The sequence below is a fragment of the Streptomyces sp. NBC_01460 genome (assembly GCF_036227405.1).
Lineage (GTDB): Bacteria > Actinomycetota > Actinomycetes > Streptomycetales > Streptomycetaceae > Streptomyces.
Genome location: NZ_CP109473.1, coordinates 2,395,803 through 2,410,649, shown reverse-complemented (window position 1 = coordinate 2,410,649; position 14,847 = coordinate 2,395,803). Strand labels below are relative to the sequence as shown.

The following is a 14,847-nucleotide window of genomic DNA, read 5'->3' as shown; positions in this document are numbered from 1 at the left end:
GCCGGGCGGGAACGGTGTGTCAGACGGCGAGCAGATCGTCCAGGGATCCGCGTCCCGCCAGCTCCGCCGTCGCTGCCGGGCCCTCCTTCGCGGCGGCGTAGCGGCCCGAGGTCAGTGCCCACTCGTAGTTGCCGCTGATCCAGTGCTGGATGGCCTCCACGCCCATCCGCACCTGCGCGCGCTGCTCGGAGCCGAGGCCGAGCTCCTCGCACATCACCGGGACGTGCGCCTCGAGCGCCAGGTACGCGTCGAGGCACTCCGTGGTCATCCGGTACGCCTCGTCCGCGGCCTCCTCCCAGGTGCCGCCACGCTCGCGGTGCAGTACGGCGATGAGGTTGTGGCCGTCGCCCCGGCGCTTCTCCCGCTCGAAGGAGTGGATGTCGTTCATGAAGCCGATGGTGTCCGCGGCCAGATCCCGCATCCTGACCATCAGGTCGTGGGCCTGCACCTGCGCCGGCACCTCGAAGCCGCGGCTGCGTTCACCCGCGTCGATGCTGTGGTGGATGCCCACGGTCCGGCGGCGGAACTCCGCGTACTCCTCTATGCCGAGCGTCCCGGCGCGGCCCTTGGCCGCCAGGTCGACCTCCTCGGTGTGGGCCACGAGGAAGCGCCCCCACGAGGCGGCGAACCGCGTCCGCCAGGCCAGGGACATGCCGTCCGAGAGCTGGGCCCACACCTCGGCCCAGGCGGTGGTGATCGGGCAGACCACGCGCGGAGCCGTCCCGGCGGGGCGCAGCGGGGTGGCTATCAGCTCCCGTGCGACCTCCGCTATGCGGTCCGCGCGATCGGGGCTCCCGGCGTCGAACTGGTCGTCGAAGAGGAAGGCCAGGGAGAACCAGTTCATCAGGACGACCATGTCGTCGGCCGAGGCGTAGGGGTACGTCCGCGCCGCCGCCTGGGGCAGGTCCCAGGACTGGTACTCCTCGAACCCCGCCTGGCTGCGCACCAGGCCCGTCTCCCACACCCAGCGCAGGTGGCGCTCGCGGGCGTGGGCGAGGTGCTCGCTCACCGGGGCCTCGAAGGGAAGGTCGAACGTGACGTCCTGCGGCATTGGCGTCCTCTCTTGAGACGATTCACAGGCCCCCGCCCTGCGACCGGGCGATCGGGATTGACGCCCATTGACTCTAAGTGCGCGTTTTGAGCCACAAATTGATGGCTCATCATGTGCGACCTGATGCTGCCCAGAGCCTAAACGATCTATGCCACAAGATCGGAAGCAAGAATTCCTATCGGAATGAACGATTCATCCGATGCCCGGGAGGGGTGGGGAAGCGGGTTCGGTGCCCGAATGCCCCGGTTCCTCACGCGGATCACCGCGGGGCGCCGCGTCCCGCCCGGGCGGCTCACTTCGGGCCGCTCCCGGTGCGGTTCCGGGGGTGCGGGTGACGCGATGTCACCTTCACCGGCGCCCCCTGCGTCACCAGCATGAGGGCGGAGTGGGTCCGGACGCGCGACGGCCGGGCGCCGCGGTCCTCGGAGTCCGGCCCGGCCCGGCGGTGGACCGGGCGACCGCTCAGGCCTCGCCCAGATCGGAGCTGAGCCAGTGCTGGGGGCGCATGTGGATGACGACCTGCTCGCCGTGTGCCGTCCAGGCGAAGTCGACGTAGCCCTCGACCTTCTCGGCGGGCAGGTAGCGCGACGAGATCTCCACCAGCAGGTCACGTGTGGCGGGGACCGTGGACACGACGGGGCCCTCGACGGAGACGTAGCGGACGGTGGGCGTGACGCGGTCGACCATCATGCTGAAGCGGCCCGACGCGGCGATGGAGGTCCCCTTGCGGGAGTCACGCCCCGTCATGATCCACAGGTCGCCGCCGGGTTCGTACCCGTACCAGATCGGCACGGTGAGCGGGGCCCGCCCCTCCTCCTGGGCGTCCACGGCCAGGGCGGCGACGTGCGGTTCGGCCAGGAACTGCTCACGCTCTTCGCGGGTCAAAGCCACTGCTGAACTCCTCGGGGTGGGGGGTCGGCGTTGCCTCCGGCCGCATTATGCAACGCTCCCCCCGGCGCGTCGGCGGAGTCACACGCCGTCCCGGCCCACGAGTTCCCGGGCGTCCGGCACGGCGAGTACGGGGCACGGCGCGCGGGCCACGCAGTAGCGGGCCACGGACGGCCGCAGGCAGCGGTGCAGCGCGCCGCGAGGGCCGGCCCCGACCACGAGCAGGCAGTCCCCGGCGCCGGCCATGTCCACCAGTACGGCTCCGGGGGTGCCCCGGACGGCCCGCCCGGCGACCGGCACCCCGGCCCCGGTCGCGCCGAAGGCCGCGGTGAGAGCCGAGCGCAGCCGCACGGCGGCGTCCGCGCGGCAGAGGAGGAGCGAGGGCCCGAGGCCGGCGCCCTGCCGGCCGCCGAGACCGGCCCCGGGGACGTCCCAGGCGAGGACCGCCCACAACTCCGCCTCCCTCAGGCGGGCTTCGGCGGCCGCCCGGCGCAGTGCCGTCAGGCCTCCGGGCCTCCCGCTCACCCCGACCACCACTCTGGGCCGCATGGACGCCCGCCTCTCCCGATCGCCGCACCGTCCTCCCCATCACAGTGCGGGAGCGGCCACCGGGCCACGGCCCTGACGGTCCTCTGACGCGCCGGGCACCGGTCATGACAGGCCTCTGACGCGCGGACGGGACGGGGTGCAGTCCTCGGTGAAGGCCCCTGGTATACCTGTGCGTTCACCGGCGAGGGGGAGCGACACGATGGCTCAGGACCCGTCCGTACGGCTGCGGGCGGCGAACGCGGGGGACGCGGAGGGGATCACCCGCGTCTTCCTCGCCTCACGGGAGGCGGCGCTGCCCGGACTGGCACGGGTGCACAGCGACGAGGACACCCTCGCCTGGATCACCCATGTGCTGCTGCCCGGCACCAGGGTGTGGGTGGCCGAGGGGGCGGCGGGGGAACTGCTGGGTTTCGCCTCCCTGGACGGGGACGAGCTCGACCAGCTCTATCTCAGGCCGGACACCCTGCGGCAGGGCATCGGGACCCGGTTGCTGGAGCAGGTGAAGGAGGCTTCGCGCGGGGAGCTGAGCCTGTACACGTTCCAGCGAAACACCGGCGCGCGCGCCTTCTACGAGCGGCACGGCTTCGTCGCCGTGGCGTACGACGACGGCGGCCGCAACGAGGAGAAGGAGCCGGACGTGCTCTACCGGTGGACCGCCGCCGGACGGCCGGTGGCGGCCCGCCCCGAGTGAGCGGGCCCGGCGGGCCCCGGCCTGCGGCCCTGGCCGGTCAGATGACCGGTGGGCGGCCCAGGCGCGTCATCCGCCACACCGTGCGCCAGCGCATCGGCCGGCGCGGCCCGCAGCCGGTGCGCACCCCCTCGGCGAAGCCGGCCGCCCAGGCGCGGAGGCCGGAGGCCGAGCGGGTGCGCGCGAGGGTGAGCAGCAGCCAGGTGCCCAGGTAGACGGGGACCAGGAGGACGGGCAGATTGCGGCGGGCCAGCCAGACACGGTTGCGGGCCGTCATGCGGTAGTAGACCGCGTGCCGCGCCGGCGACGTCCTGGGGTGCTGGAGCAGCAGGCCCGGCTCGTAGAGGATCGTCCAGCCCGCGTCGAGCGCACGCCAGGACAGGTCGGTCTCCTCGTGGGTGAAGAAGAACTCGGCCGGCCAGAGGCCCGTCCCGGCGAGCATCTCCATGGAGAGCGCGTGGCCGCCCCCGAGGAACGCGGTGACCGGGCCGCCGCGCATCGGGTCCTTGGCCCGGAGCCGCGGGACGTGCCGGCGCTGGGTCTCCCCGAGTTCGTCGGCGATGCGGAAGCCCACGATGCCGAGGCGCGGATCGGCGGCGTACAGCTCCTGGACCGTGCGGAACACGTCCTTGTCCATCAGGAGGCCGTCGTCGTCCAGCTCGATCACCACGTCGACGTCGCCGAAACCGGCGAGCGCCTCCAAGGCCTTGTTGCGGCCGCCGGGGCAGCCCAGGTTCTCGTCGAGTTCGAGCAGCGTCACACCGCCGTCGAGGTCCGTCAGACCGGGGAAGGCGCCGTAGTCCGGAAGGGGTGAGCCGTTGCCCACGACCACCACGCGGGAGGGCCGTACGTCCTGCATGGCCACCGACGCCAGCAGCGCCTCGACCTGTCGCGGGCGGTCCCCCATGGTCACGATGGCTACGCCGACGCGTGGTACGGACAAGGCTCGGCTCTCCCGGGGTCTTCGGCTGCGGCTGCACCGCGGTCCTGCCGCGGTGCCCGCGATCGTAACGTCTCGTGTTCAGCTTCCCGTGGGCGCCCGGTCACCGGAGGGACGGTCACCGTTCAGCCGGGAGTACATCAGCATGTCCCGGCGCCGCCCCCCGATCTCCTGCCAGTCGCGCAGGAGACCCTCGCGCCGGTAGCCGGCGCTCTCGGCGGTCCGCAGGGAGGCCGTGTTCCACGGCTCGACGAGCACCTGGACCCTGGGGATGCGCAGCTCGTGCAGGGCCCAGGTGGTGACCGTGCGCAGGGCCGCTCCCGCGACGCCCCGGCCGCGGCCCGGGGCCGTCATCCAGTAGCCGAGCGTGGCCCTGCCCTCGGCCACGTCCGCGAGCCAGAGGCCGACGGAACCGACCGGCCTGCGGTCCCGGGTACGGGCGATGGTGAACGGATACCCGCTCCCGGTGGCCGCCCGGTCCCACTGGCGTCTGACGTAGGCCTCGGCCGCCTCGTCGGAGTAGGGCGTCGGGATCGTCGTGATCAGTGGGATGTAGTCGTCCTCCGCCGCCTCGCGGACGAGGGGCAGATCGCTCATCTCCCAGGGGCGGAGGACGAAATCGGCTCCGGCGGTCATGCTGGGGACGGTCAGCGGTTGTGCCATGGACGTCATCCTGCCGCGCCCGCGGCCCGCCGCCCGGACCCGACTCACCCGGCGGACGCCCGGCTGCCGGACCGGCCGAGGAACACCCCGGCGAGCAGGGCCCCCGCGAGGACGAGCGCCGAGTTGACGAGGACCGCCGTCGAGACCCCGGACAGCACCGCGCCGGGCCCGGTGTCCGTACCCGTCCGGGCGGTGACGATCGCGCTCATCACCGGGATCCCCAGGGTGATGCCGACCTGCTGCGTCATCGTGGCCAGGCCGGTGGCCAGGCCCTGCTCCCCGTCGGGCAGGCCGGAGGTGGCGGTGACCATGAAGCCCACGATCATCAGCATGTTGCCCACGCCGCCGACGAAGGTCGCCGCGAGCAGCAGCGAGATCCAGCCGCCGGAGGTGCCGAGCGCCACCAGGGACAGGGTGGCGGCCGCCTGGACGGCACCACCCGTGACGATGGTGCGCCGGCTCCCGAACCGGCCCACCGCGCGCCCGCCGAGCATGCCGCCGATCACGGTGCCGATGCCCAGGACACCGAACGCGAGGCCGGTGGCGAGAGGGGAGTAGCCGAGGACCTCCTGGAGGTAGAGCGTCAGCAGGAAGACCAGGGACGTCTCGGTGACGAAGGCGATCAGCCCGGTGGCGTTGCCCCAGACGACGCTGCGCCGCCGGAGGATGTGCACGGGGACCAGGGGCGCGGCGGCCCGCTTCTCGACGAACCAGAACCCGACGAGGAGCGCGGCGCCCACGAGCAGTGCGGCCAGGGTGGTGGGCGTGGTCCAGCCGGACTCGCCCGCCTGCGTCAGCCCGTACACGAGCAGCAGCAGGCCGCCTGTGACGGTCGCGGCGCCCGGCAGGTCGAGCTTCGGCCGCCCGGCCGGCCGCGAGTCGGTGATCACGGACGGGGCGAGGGCGACGACCAGCGCGGCGACGGGGACGTTGATGAAGAAGGCCCAGCGCCAGGAGAGCAGGTCGGTGAGCAGTCCGCCGAGGATCGCCCCGGCGGTGAAACCGGCGGACATCAGGGCGCCGTTGAGGCCGAGGGCACGCTCGCGCAGGGGGCCCTCCTTGAACGCCGTGGTGAGCAGCGCGAGTCCGGCCGGGGTGACGGCGGCGGTGGCCAGGCCCTGGAGGACGCGCGCGGTGAGCAGGACCTCGGGGGAGGTGGCGAGCCCGCCGAGCGCCGAGGAGAGGCCGAGGACGACCATGCCGCCGGTGAACAGGCGCTTGCGGCCGACGAGATCGGCGACGCGCCCGAACAGCAGGGTGAATCCGGCGGCGGCGAGGGCGAAGGAGGTGGCGATCCACTGGAGGTGGGCGAGGGAGAATCCGAGTCCCTCGCCCACGGCGGGCAGCGCGACGTTCAGGATCGAGAAGTCCACGGCGATCATGAACTGCGCACCGAGGAGGAGGACGAGCACGAGCTTCTGCCGGCCGGTCATGCGGACGGCCGGGGCCGGGGGAGGCGCGGTGACGGGTGCCGTGCTGCTGGAGGTGGACATGGGGTGCCCTTTCCTGGAGGCCCTGGGGTGTTAACGGTTCTTCGGTTCCGTTAATATGGGTGTCACCGTAGCAGGGAGTGGACCGCTAATGGAACTGGAGAGCCGTTATGGGTGCTGAGGAAGTGGAGCCGGGTACGGTCCGGCCCGGCGGGCGTACGGCCCGGGTGCGGGAGTCCGTGCTGCGGGCCGCCGGTGACGCGCTGGTCGAGCAGGGGTTCGGCGGGCTCGATCTCGCCGACGTCGCCCGCCGCGCGGAGGTCGGCAAGACGACGGTCTACCGGCGCTGGGTGACCACGGCGGGGCTGGTCGCCGACCTGCTGACGGACATGGCGGAGCAGTCCGTCCCGCGCGCGGACACCGGCTCCCTGGACGAGGACCTCAGGGCCAACGCGCGGCTGGTGGTGCGGACGCTGACCGACGCGCGCCAGGGGCCCCTCTTCTCCGCGGTCGTCGCGGCGGCGACGTGCGACCCCCGGACGGCCGAGGCCCTGCACCGCTTCTACGCGGTGCGCGTCGAGGAGTGGGCCGGCTGTGTCGACGCGGCGGTCGCGCGGGGCGAGCTGCCCCGGGGCACCGACGCGCACGAGGTGATCCGGGCCGTGTCGGCGCCCCTCTACTACCGGCTGCTGGCCAGCGGCGACCCCCTCGACGAGAGCGTCGCCGACCGGGCGGCCGAGGCGGCGGCCGTGGCGGCCAGGGCGGGCGTCTACGTGGGCTGACGGCGACCCCGCGGAGGGGGTGACGGCGTCCCCGCCACGTGGGCCGACGACGGCCCCGTACGTCAGCGGGAGCAGCGGCCCGTGCGTGCCCCGACGGCGGGTGCTTGACCTCTTGTGCACTCCAACTCGTAGCTTCTGCGGTCATGCAGACGACAGGCACGGACTGGCGGAAGAGGACACTGGGCCGCAGCGGGATCGAGGTCGGCGCGCTCGGCTTCGGGTGCTGGGCGATCGGGGGCGAGTGGTCGACGCCCGACGGCAGCCCGCTCGGCTGGGGCAAGGTCGACGACGAGGAGTCGGTGGCGGCGATCCGGCGGGCGCTCGACCTCGGGGTGCGGTTCTTCGACACCGCGGACGTGTACGGGGCCGGGCACAGCGAACGCGTGCTGGGCAGGGCGCTGGCGGGCAGGCGCGACGAGGCCGTCGTCGCCACCAAGTGGGGCAACCTGTTCGACGAGCGGGCCCGCACGATGGACGGGGCCGACAGGTCGCCGGCGTACGCCCGCCGGGCGCTCCTCGCCTCGCTGCGCAGGCTGGGGACCGACCGGATCGACCTCTTCCAGCTGCACCTGGGCGACACCCCGGCCGACGTGGCGGCCGAACTGCGCGAGGCCTGCGAGGGGTTCGTGGCCGAAGGGCTGATCCGGGCCTACGCCTGGAGCACCGACGACCCGGAGCGCGCGGCGCTGTTCGCCGGGGGTGAGCACTGCGCGGCCGTCCAGCACGCCTGCAACGTGCTGGAGGACGCTCCCGGGATGCTGGCCCTCGGCGAGGAGCGGGGCCTCCTCAGCATCATCCGGAGCCCGCTGGCCATGGGGCTCCTCACCGGCGCACGCGATCCGGGCCGGCGGGCGGCCGCCGGCGACATCCGGTCCACCCCGCCCGCCTGGCTCCACTGGTTCGAGGCGGGCGGGGTGCCCTCGGCGCACTGGGCGCCGCGGGTCGAGGCGATCCGCGAGGTGCTCACATCGGACGGCCGCACCCTCGCCCAGGGAGCCCTCGGCTGGCTGTGGGGCCGCAGCGGGCGGACGGTGCCGATCCCCGGCTTCCGGACGGTCGCCCAGGCCGAGGAGAACGCGGGCGCGCTCGCCCACGGCCCCCTGGGGCCGGACCGGATGGAGGAGGTCGCCCGCCTGCTCGCGTGAGGGCGGGGCCGACGGGGCGCCGGGTCAGCCGATCCGGGTCCCCGTCCCGCTCACCCGGACCCGCGTGTCACCGGACCGCAGCTCGACGGTGAGCGTGCCGGGACGGCCCATGTCGGCGCCCTGGTGCAGGGTGAGGACGGCGTCCTCGGGGACGAGGCCCAGCTCGCGGGCGTACGCGCCGAACGCGGCGGCCGCGGCGCCCGTCGCGGGATCCTCGACCACACCGCCGACCGGGAACGGGTCGCGGACGTGGAAGACCGAGCCGGACTCCCGCCAGACCAGCTGCACGGTCGTCAGGTCCAGCCGGCGCATGAGGGCTTCCAGGCGGGCGAAGTCGTACGAGAGGTCCGCGAGCCGCTCCCGGGTCGCGGCGGCCAGCACCAGGTGACGGGCACCGGCGTAGGCGATGCGCGGGGGAAGGGCGGGGTCCAGACCGGTGGCCGGCCAGTCCAGGGCGGCCAGGGCTTCCGCCACGTCCTCGGGTGCGGCGTCCTCGGTGTGCGGCTCGACGCTGGTGAGGGTGGCGCGGAGCTCGCCGCCCTCTCGGACGACACTGACGGGGACCGTGCCGGCGGGGGTGGAGAACACCAGGTCGCCGGGGCCGTCCCGTTCGGCGAGCGCGAGGGCGGCGGCCACCGTGGCGTGGCCGCAGAAGGGGACCTCGGCCTTCGGGCTGAAGTAGCGGACGGTGTACCCGCCATGGCCGTCGGGCGCGGTGAGGAAGGCCGACTCGCTGTACCCGAGATCCGCCGCGACGGCGAGCATCGCCGTGTCGTCCAGGCCGGAGGCGTCCAGGACGACCCCTGCCGGGTTGCCCCCCTCGGGGTCGGCGGAGAAGGCGGTGTAGCGGAGGACCTCGGCGCTGCCGTGTGAGCTCATGTCGCAGGTCAACCGAAGCGTGCGGGCGGGCATTCCCGTAAAGCCCTCCGAGGAGGCCCGCAGGGGTGGCCCGGGGTCCTGACTCCCCGGGCCACCCCCTGGCCGCTCCACGGACCCCCCGGCCGCGGCGGCCCGTTCACCGCGGTCAGTGGCAGACCTTCACGCCCGTGCCCTTGCCCCAGGAGCAGGAGTCCAGGAGCGTGCCGCTCGGCTTGATCAGCCGGGCCTTGTCGCCGGTGTTGTTCCAGACGTACGAGCCGCGGTTCCAGTAGGCGTGCGCCGCGGAGTTCTTGCCCTTGCCGGTGTGCACCCGGACCGTCTTCCCGGCGGCGACGGTGAAGGAGGGGAAGGTGTACGTGTAGCCCGTGTTGTCCTTCAGCTTGTAGCCCTTGAGCTGCAGCGCGGACTTCCCGTTGTTGTGGACGTCCACGTACTCGGCGACCAGGGACGTGTTCGTCCGGGTGTCCTTGCCGGGGCTGTCGTACTGGATCTTGCCGAGGTGCAGCCCGCCCTGATGGGAGGCCGCCGAGGCCGGAACCGTGGCGAGGAGCGAGCCGGCCAGTGCGGTGGCGGCGGCCAGGGCGAGGGGCGCGGCGGTGCGTATGCGCATGCGGTGTGTTCCTTCTGTGTTCATCCGGTGAAGGTCAGCAGCATACGGGCAGCGCACGCTTGCCCGGACTCAGACGTCGAAATTCGCAGATTCCGTCATTCGAGGGTGAGTTCCGGGCAAGCGTGGATCGAAAAGGGTCAGCCTCGGCCCACGTACGGCATGGCCGTCGCCAGCACCGTCGCGAACTGCACATTGGCCTCCAGCGGCAGCTCCGCCATGTGCAGGACGGTCCTGGCCACGTCGTCCGCCGCCATCACCGGCTCGGCGACGACCTCGCCGTTGGCCTGGAGGATCCCCGCGCTCATCCGTTCCGTCATGTCGGTCGCCGCGTTGCCGATGTCGATCTGCCCGCAGGCGATCCGGTACGGCCGGCCGTCCAGCGACAGCGACTTCGTCAGCCCGGTCACCGCGTGCTTCGTCGCCGTGTAGGCGATGGAGCGGGGGCGCGGCGCGTGGGCGGAGATCGAGCCGTTGTTGATGATCCGGCCGCCCTGCGGGTCCTGCTCCTTCATCAGGCGGTACGCCGCCTGCGCGCACAGGAACGTCCCCGTGAGATTGACGTCCACCACCGTCCGCCAGTCCTCGTACGCGAGGTCCTCGACCGGGGTGGAGCCCGGCCCGAACGTCCCCGCGTTGTTGAAGAGGAGGTCCAGCCGGCCGAAGCGGTCCCGTACGGCGGCGAAGAGCGCGGCCACGCCGTCCGGGTGGCTCACGTCGGTCGGCAGGCACACCGCGGCGCCCGGGCCGGCCGCCGCGGCCGTCTCCTCGAGGGCCGCGGCCCGGCGCCCCGCCAGGGCGACCGCCCAGCCCGCACTCGTAAGGGTGAGGGCGACCGCCCTGCCGATCCCCGATCCCGCACCTGTGACGACAGCGATTCTCTGCTCAGCGTTCATGGCCCGGCAGCGTACGGGAGGGTTTCCGGGCGCTCGGCACCCGGTGCTCATCGCACCGCCATACGGATGTTGTGTACGTGCCAACGGAAAGTCGTCCCCCGGCATTCCAATGCCTCTGACAACATCCGGCAGGGGAGGGGCATATGACACCCGCACAGATCAGCAGGACGCCCGGGCCGCAGGGCCATTCCGCCGAACTGCGCGACGCCGCGCGACGGCTCGGCTCCGGGGTGGGGCGCCGCCGTTTCCTCACGGTCACCGGCGCCGCGGCCGCACTGGCCTTCACCGCCGGCCTGCCCGGCGCGGGCACGGCCGCGGCCGCCGAGCTCGACGCCCGGAGGATCACCGAGGACCCCTTCACCCTCGGGGTGGCCTCCGGGGACCCGCTGCCGGAGTCCGTGCTCCTGTGGACGAGACTCGCGCCCCGCCCGTACGAGGCCGACGGCGGGCTGCCCGCCGAGCGCGTCGAGGTCCGCTGGGAGATCGCCCGCGACGAACGCTTCCGGCGGATCGTCCGGCGCGGATCCACCACGGCCCACCCGGAATTCGGCCACAGCGTCCACGTGGACGTCGGCGGGCTCGACTCCGACCGGGGCTTCTACTACCGCTTCCGCGCCGGCAGCTGGACCAGCCCCACCGGACGCACCAGGACCGCACCCGAGCGCGGCGCCCGCACCGGCTCGCTGAGCCTGGCCGCCGTCTCCTGCCAGGCGTACCACGACGGATACTTCACGGCCTACCGGCACCTCGCGGAGGAGGACGTCGACGTGGTCTTCCACCTCGGCGACTACCTCTACGAGTACGCGGTCACCGCCACCGGCGGAGCCCGCGGCTACACCGACCGCGTCCTGCCGGCCCACTTCAACCGGGAGACGCTCACGCTGGAGGACTACCGCATGCGGTACGGCCTCTACAAGTCCGACCCCGACCTGCGCGCCGCCCACGCCGCGCACCCGTTCGTCGTCACCTGGGACGACCACGAGACCGAGAACAACTACGCGGGCGACACCCCCGAGAACACCGTCCCCCCGGAGGAGTTCCTGCTGCGCAGGGCCGCCGCCTACCGGGCGTACTGGGAGAACCAGCCGCTGCGCGCCCCGCAGCGCCCCGCCGGACCCGACATGCGGCTCTACCGCCGCCTGGAGTTCGGCCGGCTCGCCCAGTTCGACATCCTCGACACCCGGCAGTACCGCAGCAACCAGGCGTACGGCGACGGCTGGAAGGTCCCCGGACCGGAGTCCGAGGACCCGTCCCGCACCATGACGGGCGCGGCCCAGGAGCGCTGGCTGCTCGACGGCTGGAAGAACTCCGGTGCCCGCTGGAACGTCGTGCCCCAGCAGGTCACCTTCGCGCAGCGGCGTGACGTGCCGGGCGACGCCTACAAACTGTCCATGGACTCGTGGGACGGCTACCCCGCCTCCCGGCAGCGGATCATGGACGGCGCGGAGGCCGCCGGGATCGAGAACCTGATGGTCCTGACGGGCGACGTGCACGTCGCCTACGGCTTCGACCTCAAGAAGGACTTCGACGACCCGGCCTCCCGGACCGTCGGCACCGAGATCGTGGCCACCTCGATCGCCAGCGGCAAGGACGGCGCCGACAAGCCGGCCAACTGGGACAACCTGACCGGGGCCAACCCGCACATGAAGTTCTACAACGGCCGCCGCGGCTACGCGCTCGTCACCCTCGACCGGGACGAGGCCCGTGCCGACTTCCGTACGGTCGCGGCGGTCACCACGCCCGGTGCGCCCGTCACCACGGCCGGCTCCTTCGTGACCGAGGCCGGGAACCCGGGGCTCACCCCCGCGTGACCCGGCCCCGCACGGGTCAGCCGAGGAGGTCCGCCGGATAGCGGACGCCGATGCGGTCACGTACCGCGTCGAGCGTCCGCATCACGGCCAGCGAACCCTCCAGCGGCACCAGCGGGGACTCCTTCTCGCCCGCCAGCAGCGCCCGCGTCACCTCCGCGGCCTCGTACTGCATGCCCGAGAGGCCCTGCGGCCCCGGGCCCGTCACGACCGTCTCGGGCTCGCGGCCCGGCCGGTGCAGGACGAAGTGCTCCGGGTGGAAGAAGCCATGCGGGAAGTCGATCCGGCCCGCCGTGCCCGTGACGGACGCGACGGTCGGCAGGTCGCCCACGATCGAGCAGCTCAGCAGCGCCGTGGCACCCGAGTCCCAGCCCAGCAGCATCCCGGTGTTCAGGTCGACGCCCTCCGGGGACAGCAGTGCGTCGGCCTGCACCCGGTCCGGCTCACCCAGCAGCAGCTGTGCGAACGACACCGGGTAGACCCCGAGGTCCAGCAGCGCGCCGCCGCCCAGCGCGGGATCGCGCAGCCGGTGCTCCGCCCCGAACGTGCCCGCGAAGCCGAAGTCGGCCTGCACCGTGCGGATCTCGCCGATCGCGCCGTCCCGCACCAGCTCGGTCATACGGCGGATCAGGGGGTTGCAGTACGTCCACATGGCTTCCATCAGGAACAGCCCGCGCTCCCGGGCCAGCTCCACCAGCTCCCGCGCCTCGCGCGCGTTGAGCGTGAACGCCTTCTCGCACAGCACGTGCTTGCCGGCCTCCAGCGCGAGCCCGGCCGCCTCCCGGTGCGCGGAGTGCGGGGTGGCGACGTAGACGACGTCGACGCCCTCGTCGGCGACGAGCTCCGCCCAGCTGCCGTACGCCCGCTCGATCCCGAACCGTTCCGCGAAGGCCCGCGCGGAGGCCTCCGTGCGCGAGGCGACCGCCACGACCTCGGCACCCGAGTCCTTCATCGCCAGGAGGTCCCCCGTGAAGGTCGCGGCTATGCCGCCCGTCGCCAGTACACCCCAACGCACAGTCCCGCTCATGCCCGCCCGCTCCCACGCAAAAAGGTATCGACCACTACAGCTGACCTGAGAGCATAGATGTGGATTCAACGAAGCGGAGACGAGGATGCCGGACAGCGGCGCGAGCCGGGCCCAGCAAGAGCAAGAGCACGCACACATACCGACGAGCAGCAGGGGCGCCGCACTCGGCGCCCAGGCCACCGCCACCCCCACCGCCGCGGGTGTCCCGGCCATCTCCACGACCATGGCGCCCGGTCTCCCGGCCGCCTCCACGACCACCGCACGGCGGGCCGGAATCCTGGTCACGCTGGTGCTGGGCGGGCTCACCGCACTGCCGCCCCTCTCGATGGACATGTACCTCCCGGCCCTCCCGGAGGTCACCGACGCGCTGCACTCCCCGGCCGCGACGGTCCAGCTCACCCTGACGGCCTGCCTCACCGGCATGGCGCTCGGTCAGCTCGTCGTCGGGCCGATGAGTGACCGCTGGGGCCGGCGTACGCCGCTGCTCCTCGGCATGATCGTCTACGTGCTGGCCACCGCGATCTGCGCCGTGGCACCCACGACGGAACTCCTCATCGGCTTCCGTCTCCTCCAGGGGCTGGCCGGCGCGGCCGGCATCGTGATCTCCCGGGCCGTCGTCCGTGACCTCTACGACGGCGACGAGATGGCCCGGTTCTTCTCCACACTGATGCTGATCTCGGGGGTCGCCCCCGTCATCGCACCCGTGATCGGCGGCCAGGTACTGCAGTTCACCGACTGGCGCGGCATCTTCGTCGTCCTCACCCTCGTCGGAGTGCTGCTGACGCTGGTCGTCTGGAAGTGGCTCCACGAGACGCTCCCCCCGGAGCGGCGGCACACCGGCGGTGTCGGCGACGCGCTGCGCACCATGCGCGGGCTGCTGGCCGACCGGGTGTTCACCGGCTACATGATCGCGGGCAGCCTCGCCTTCGCCGCGCTCTTCGCCTACGTGAGCGCCTCGCCGTTCGTCGTCCAGGAGATCTACGGGGCCTCACCGCAGACCTTCAGCCTGCTCTTCGGGATCAACTCCGTCGGGCTGATCGCCGTCGGCCAGATCAACGGCAAGCTGCTCGTCGGCCGGGTCAGCCTGGACAAGGCGCTCGGCTTCGGCCTCGCGGTCATCTCCGTCGCGGCGATCGCCCTGCTGCTGATGACCTCCGGCGTCTTCGGCGACGTGGGCCTGCTCCCCGTGGCCGCCGGACTGTTCGTCCTCATGTCCGCCATGGGCCTGGCGATGCCCAACACCAACACCCAGGCCCTGATGCGCACGAAGCACGCGGCGGGCTCCGCCTCCGCGCTGCTGGGCACGTCCCAGTTCCTCATCGGTGCCATCGCGTCACCCCTGGTCGGGATCGCGGGGGAACACACCGCCGTACCGATGGCCCTGGTCCAGGTGGTCTGCGCCCTGTCCGCCGTGGTGTGCTTCCTGGTGCTCTGCCGTCCCTGGCGGACCACGGGCGGCACGCGGCAGCCGCTGCTGAAGTGACCGGTGGCCGG

At 72.9% G+C, this 14,847-nt stretch carries 15 protein-coding genes; 5 read left to right on the top strand and 10 right to left on the bottom strand.

All coding sequences use genetic code 11. From position 1 onward, the window contains the following. Positions 1-19: 19 nt before the first annotated feature. The 3 genes from OG488_RS10745 to OG488_RS10735 all read right to left on the bottom strand — a co-directional run bounded on the left by OG488_RS10745 (position 20) and on the right by OG488_RS10735 (position 2,488). Positions 20-1,051: a 7-epi-alpha-eudesmol synthase gene (locus OG488_RS10745; protein WP_329228161.1), complete on the bottom strand. Its 1,032-nt coding sequence runs from the start codon at positions 1,049-1,051 to the stop codon at positions 20-22. A 462-nt stretch (positions 1,052-1,513) separates the two neighbouring features. After that, a complete protein-coding gene (locus OG488_RS10740) occupies positions 1,514-1,942 on the bottom strand; it encodes a pyridoxamine 5'-phosphate oxidase family protein (RefSeq protein ID WP_329228159.1) in 429 nt (142 codons plus the stop codon). A gap of 78 nt (positions 1,943-2,020) precedes the next feature. Further along, entirely contained in the window at positions 2,021-2,488 is a 468-nt protein-coding gene (locus OG488_RS10735; RefSeq protein ID WP_329228157.1) for a universal stress protein, read from the bottom strand. A 199-nt stretch (positions 2,489-2,687) separates the two neighbouring features. On the opposite strand from OG488_RS10735, the gene OG488_RS10730 reads away from it, so the two are divergent. Further along, complete coding sequence (locus tag OG488_RS10730; RefSeq protein ID WP_329228156.1) at positions 2,688-3,179, top strand: GNAT family N-acetyltransferase; 492 nt, start codon at positions 2,688-2,690, stop codon at positions 3,177-3,179. A 37-nt stretch (positions 3,180-3,216) separates the two neighbouring features. On the opposite strand, the gene OG488_RS10725 is transcribed toward OG488_RS10730, so the two are convergent. The 3 genes from OG488_RS10725 to OG488_RS10715 form a co-directional block, all read right to left on the bottom strand. Continuing rightward, the gene (locus OG488_RS10725) at positions 3,217-4,119 is read right to left on the bottom strand and encodes a glycosyltransferase family 2 protein (protein WP_329228154.1); all 903 of its coding nucleotides are present in this window, start codon (positions 4,117-4,119) and stop codon (positions 3,217-3,219) included. Positions 4,120-4,197: 78 nt separating this feature from the next. Then, positions 4,198-4,779, bottom strand: a complete 582-nt coding sequence (locus OG488_RS10720; RefSeq protein ID WP_329228152.1) for a GNAT family N-acetyltransferase — start codon at positions 4,777-4,779, stop codon at positions 4,198-4,200. Positions 4,780-4,823: 44 nt separating this feature from the next. Continuing rightward, positions 4,824-6,272 carry an MFS transporter gene (locus OG488_RS10715; protein ID WP_329228150.1) on the bottom strand — a complete coding sequence of 483 codons (1,449 nt, stop codon included), beginning with the start codon at positions 6,270-6,272 and terminating at the stop codon, positions 4,824-4,826. A gap of 107 nt (positions 6,273-6,379) precedes the next feature. On the opposite strand from OG488_RS10715, the gene OG488_RS10710 reads away from it, so the two are divergent. Together OG488_RS10710 and OG488_RS10705 are read left to right on the top strand one after the other, a co-directional pair. Next, positions 6,380-6,991: a TetR/AcrR family transcriptional regulator gene (locus tag OG488_RS10710; RefSeq protein WP_329228149.1), complete on the top strand. Its 612-nt coding sequence runs from the start codon at positions 6,380-6,382 to the stop codon at positions 6,989-6,991. Between the two features lie 143 nt (positions 6,992-7,134). Beyond that, positions 7,135-8,136 carry an aldo/keto reductase gene (locus OG488_RS10705; RefSeq protein WP_329228147.1) on the top strand — a complete coding sequence of 334 codons (1,002 nt, stop codon included), beginning with the start codon at positions 7,135-7,137 and terminating at the stop codon, positions 8,134-8,136. A 24-nt stretch (positions 8,137-8,160) separates the two neighbouring features. Here OG488_RS10705 and OG488_RS10700 read toward each other — a convergent pair whose 3' ends face one another. From OG488_RS10700 to OG488_RS10690, 3 genes are all read right to left on the bottom strand, one after another. Next, positions 8,161-9,015, bottom strand: coding sequence for a PhzF family phenazine biosynthesis protein (locus OG488_RS10700; protein WP_329228145.1), 855 nt, complete (start codon positions 9,013-9,015; stop codon positions 8,161-8,163). A 145-nt stretch (positions 9,016-9,160) separates the two neighbouring features. After that, a complete protein-coding gene (locus OG488_RS10695; protein WP_329228143.1) occupies positions 9,161-9,625 on the bottom strand; it encodes a lamin tail domain-containing protein in 465 nt (154 codons plus the stop codon). A 137-nt stretch (positions 9,626-9,762) separates the two neighbouring features. Beyond that, entirely contained in the window at positions 9,763-10,518 is a 756-nt protein-coding gene (locus OG488_RS10690; RefSeq protein WP_329228141.1) for an SDR family oxidoreductase, read from the bottom strand. A 143-nt stretch (positions 10,519-10,661) separates the two neighbouring features. On the opposite strand from OG488_RS10690, the gene OG488_RS10685 reads away from it, so the two are divergent. Further along, the gene (locus OG488_RS10685) at positions 10,662-12,329 is read left to right on the top strand and encodes an alkaline phosphatase D family protein (protein ID WP_329228140.1); all 1,668 of its coding nucleotides are present in this window, start codon (positions 10,662-10,664) and stop codon (positions 12,327-12,329) included. Positions 12,330-12,345: 16 nt separating this feature from the next. On the opposite strand, the gene OG488_RS10680 is transcribed toward OG488_RS10685, so the two are convergent. Beyond that, entirely contained in the window at positions 12,346-13,353 is a 1,008-nt protein-coding gene (locus tag OG488_RS10680; RefSeq protein WP_329228138.1) for a Gfo/Idh/MocA family protein, read from the bottom strand. A gap of 85 nt (positions 13,354-13,438) precedes the next feature. On the opposite strand from OG488_RS10680, the gene OG488_RS10675 reads away from it, so the two are divergent. Then, the gene (locus OG488_RS10675) at positions 13,439-14,836 is read left to right on the top strand and encodes a Bcr/CflA family multidrug efflux MFS transporter (RefSeq protein ID WP_329228136.1); all 1,398 of its coding nucleotides are present in this window, start codon (positions 13,439-13,441) and stop codon (positions 14,834-14,836) included. Positions 14,837-14,847: the final 11 nt, after the last annotated feature.

What these genes read in the sequence shown, in the direction of transcription:
- OG488_RS10730 (WP_329228156.1), top strand. Translation starts at nt 2,688, where the DNA reads ATGGCTCAGGACCCGTCCGTACGGCTGCGGGCGGCGAACGCGGGGGAC.
- OG488_RS10745 (WP_329228161.1), bottom strand. Translation starts at nt 1,051, where the DNA reads ATGCCGCAGGACGTCACGTTCGACCTTCCCTTCGAGGCCCCGGTGAGC.
- OG488_RS10720 (WP_329228152.1), bottom strand. Translation starts at nt 4,779, where the DNA reads ATGGCACAACCGCTGACCGTCCCCAGCATGACCGCCGGAGCCGATTTC.
- OG488_RS10680 (WP_329228138.1), bottom strand. Translation starts at nt 13,353, where the DNA reads ATGAGCGGGACTGTGCGTTGGGGTGTACTGGCGACGGGCGGCATAGCC.
- OG488_RS10735 (WP_329228157.1), bottom strand. Translation starts at nt 2,488, where the DNA reads ATGCGGCCCAGAGTGGTGGTCGGGGTGAGCGGGAGGCCCGGAGGCCTG.
- OG488_RS10715 (WP_329228150.1), bottom strand. Translation starts at nt 6,272, where the DNA reads ATGTCCACCTCCAGCAGCACGGCACCCGTCACCGCGCCTCCCCCGGCC.
- OG488_RS10710 (WP_329228149.1), top strand. Translation starts at nt 6,380, where the DNA reads ATGGGTGCTGAGGAAGTGGAGCCGGGTACGGTCCGGCCCGGCGGGCGT.
- OG488_RS10700 (WP_329228145.1), bottom strand. Translation starts at nt 9,015, where the DNA reads ATGAGCTCACACGGCAGCGCCGAGGTCCTCCGCTACACCGCCTTCTCC.
- OG488_RS10695 (WP_329228143.1), bottom strand. Translation starts at nt 9,625, where the DNA reads ATGCGCATACGCACCGCCGCGCCCCTCGCCCTGGCCGCCGCCACCGCA.
- OG488_RS10705 (WP_329228147.1), top strand. Translation starts at nt 7,135, where the DNA reads ATGCAGACGACAGGCACGGACTGGCGGAAGAGGACACTGGGCCGCAGC.
- OG488_RS10685 (WP_329228140.1), top strand. Translation starts at nt 10,662, where the DNA reads ATGACACCCGCACAGATCAGCAGGACGCCCGGGCCGCAGGGCCATTCC.
- OG488_RS10690 (WP_329228141.1), bottom strand. Translation starts at nt 10,518, where the DNA reads ATGAACGCTGAGCAGAGAATCGCTGTCGTCACAGGTGCGGGATCGGGG.
- OG488_RS10675 (WP_329228136.1), top strand. Translation starts at nt 13,439, where the DNA reads ATGCCGGACAGCGGCGCGAGCCGGGCCCAGCAAGAGCAAGAGCACGCA.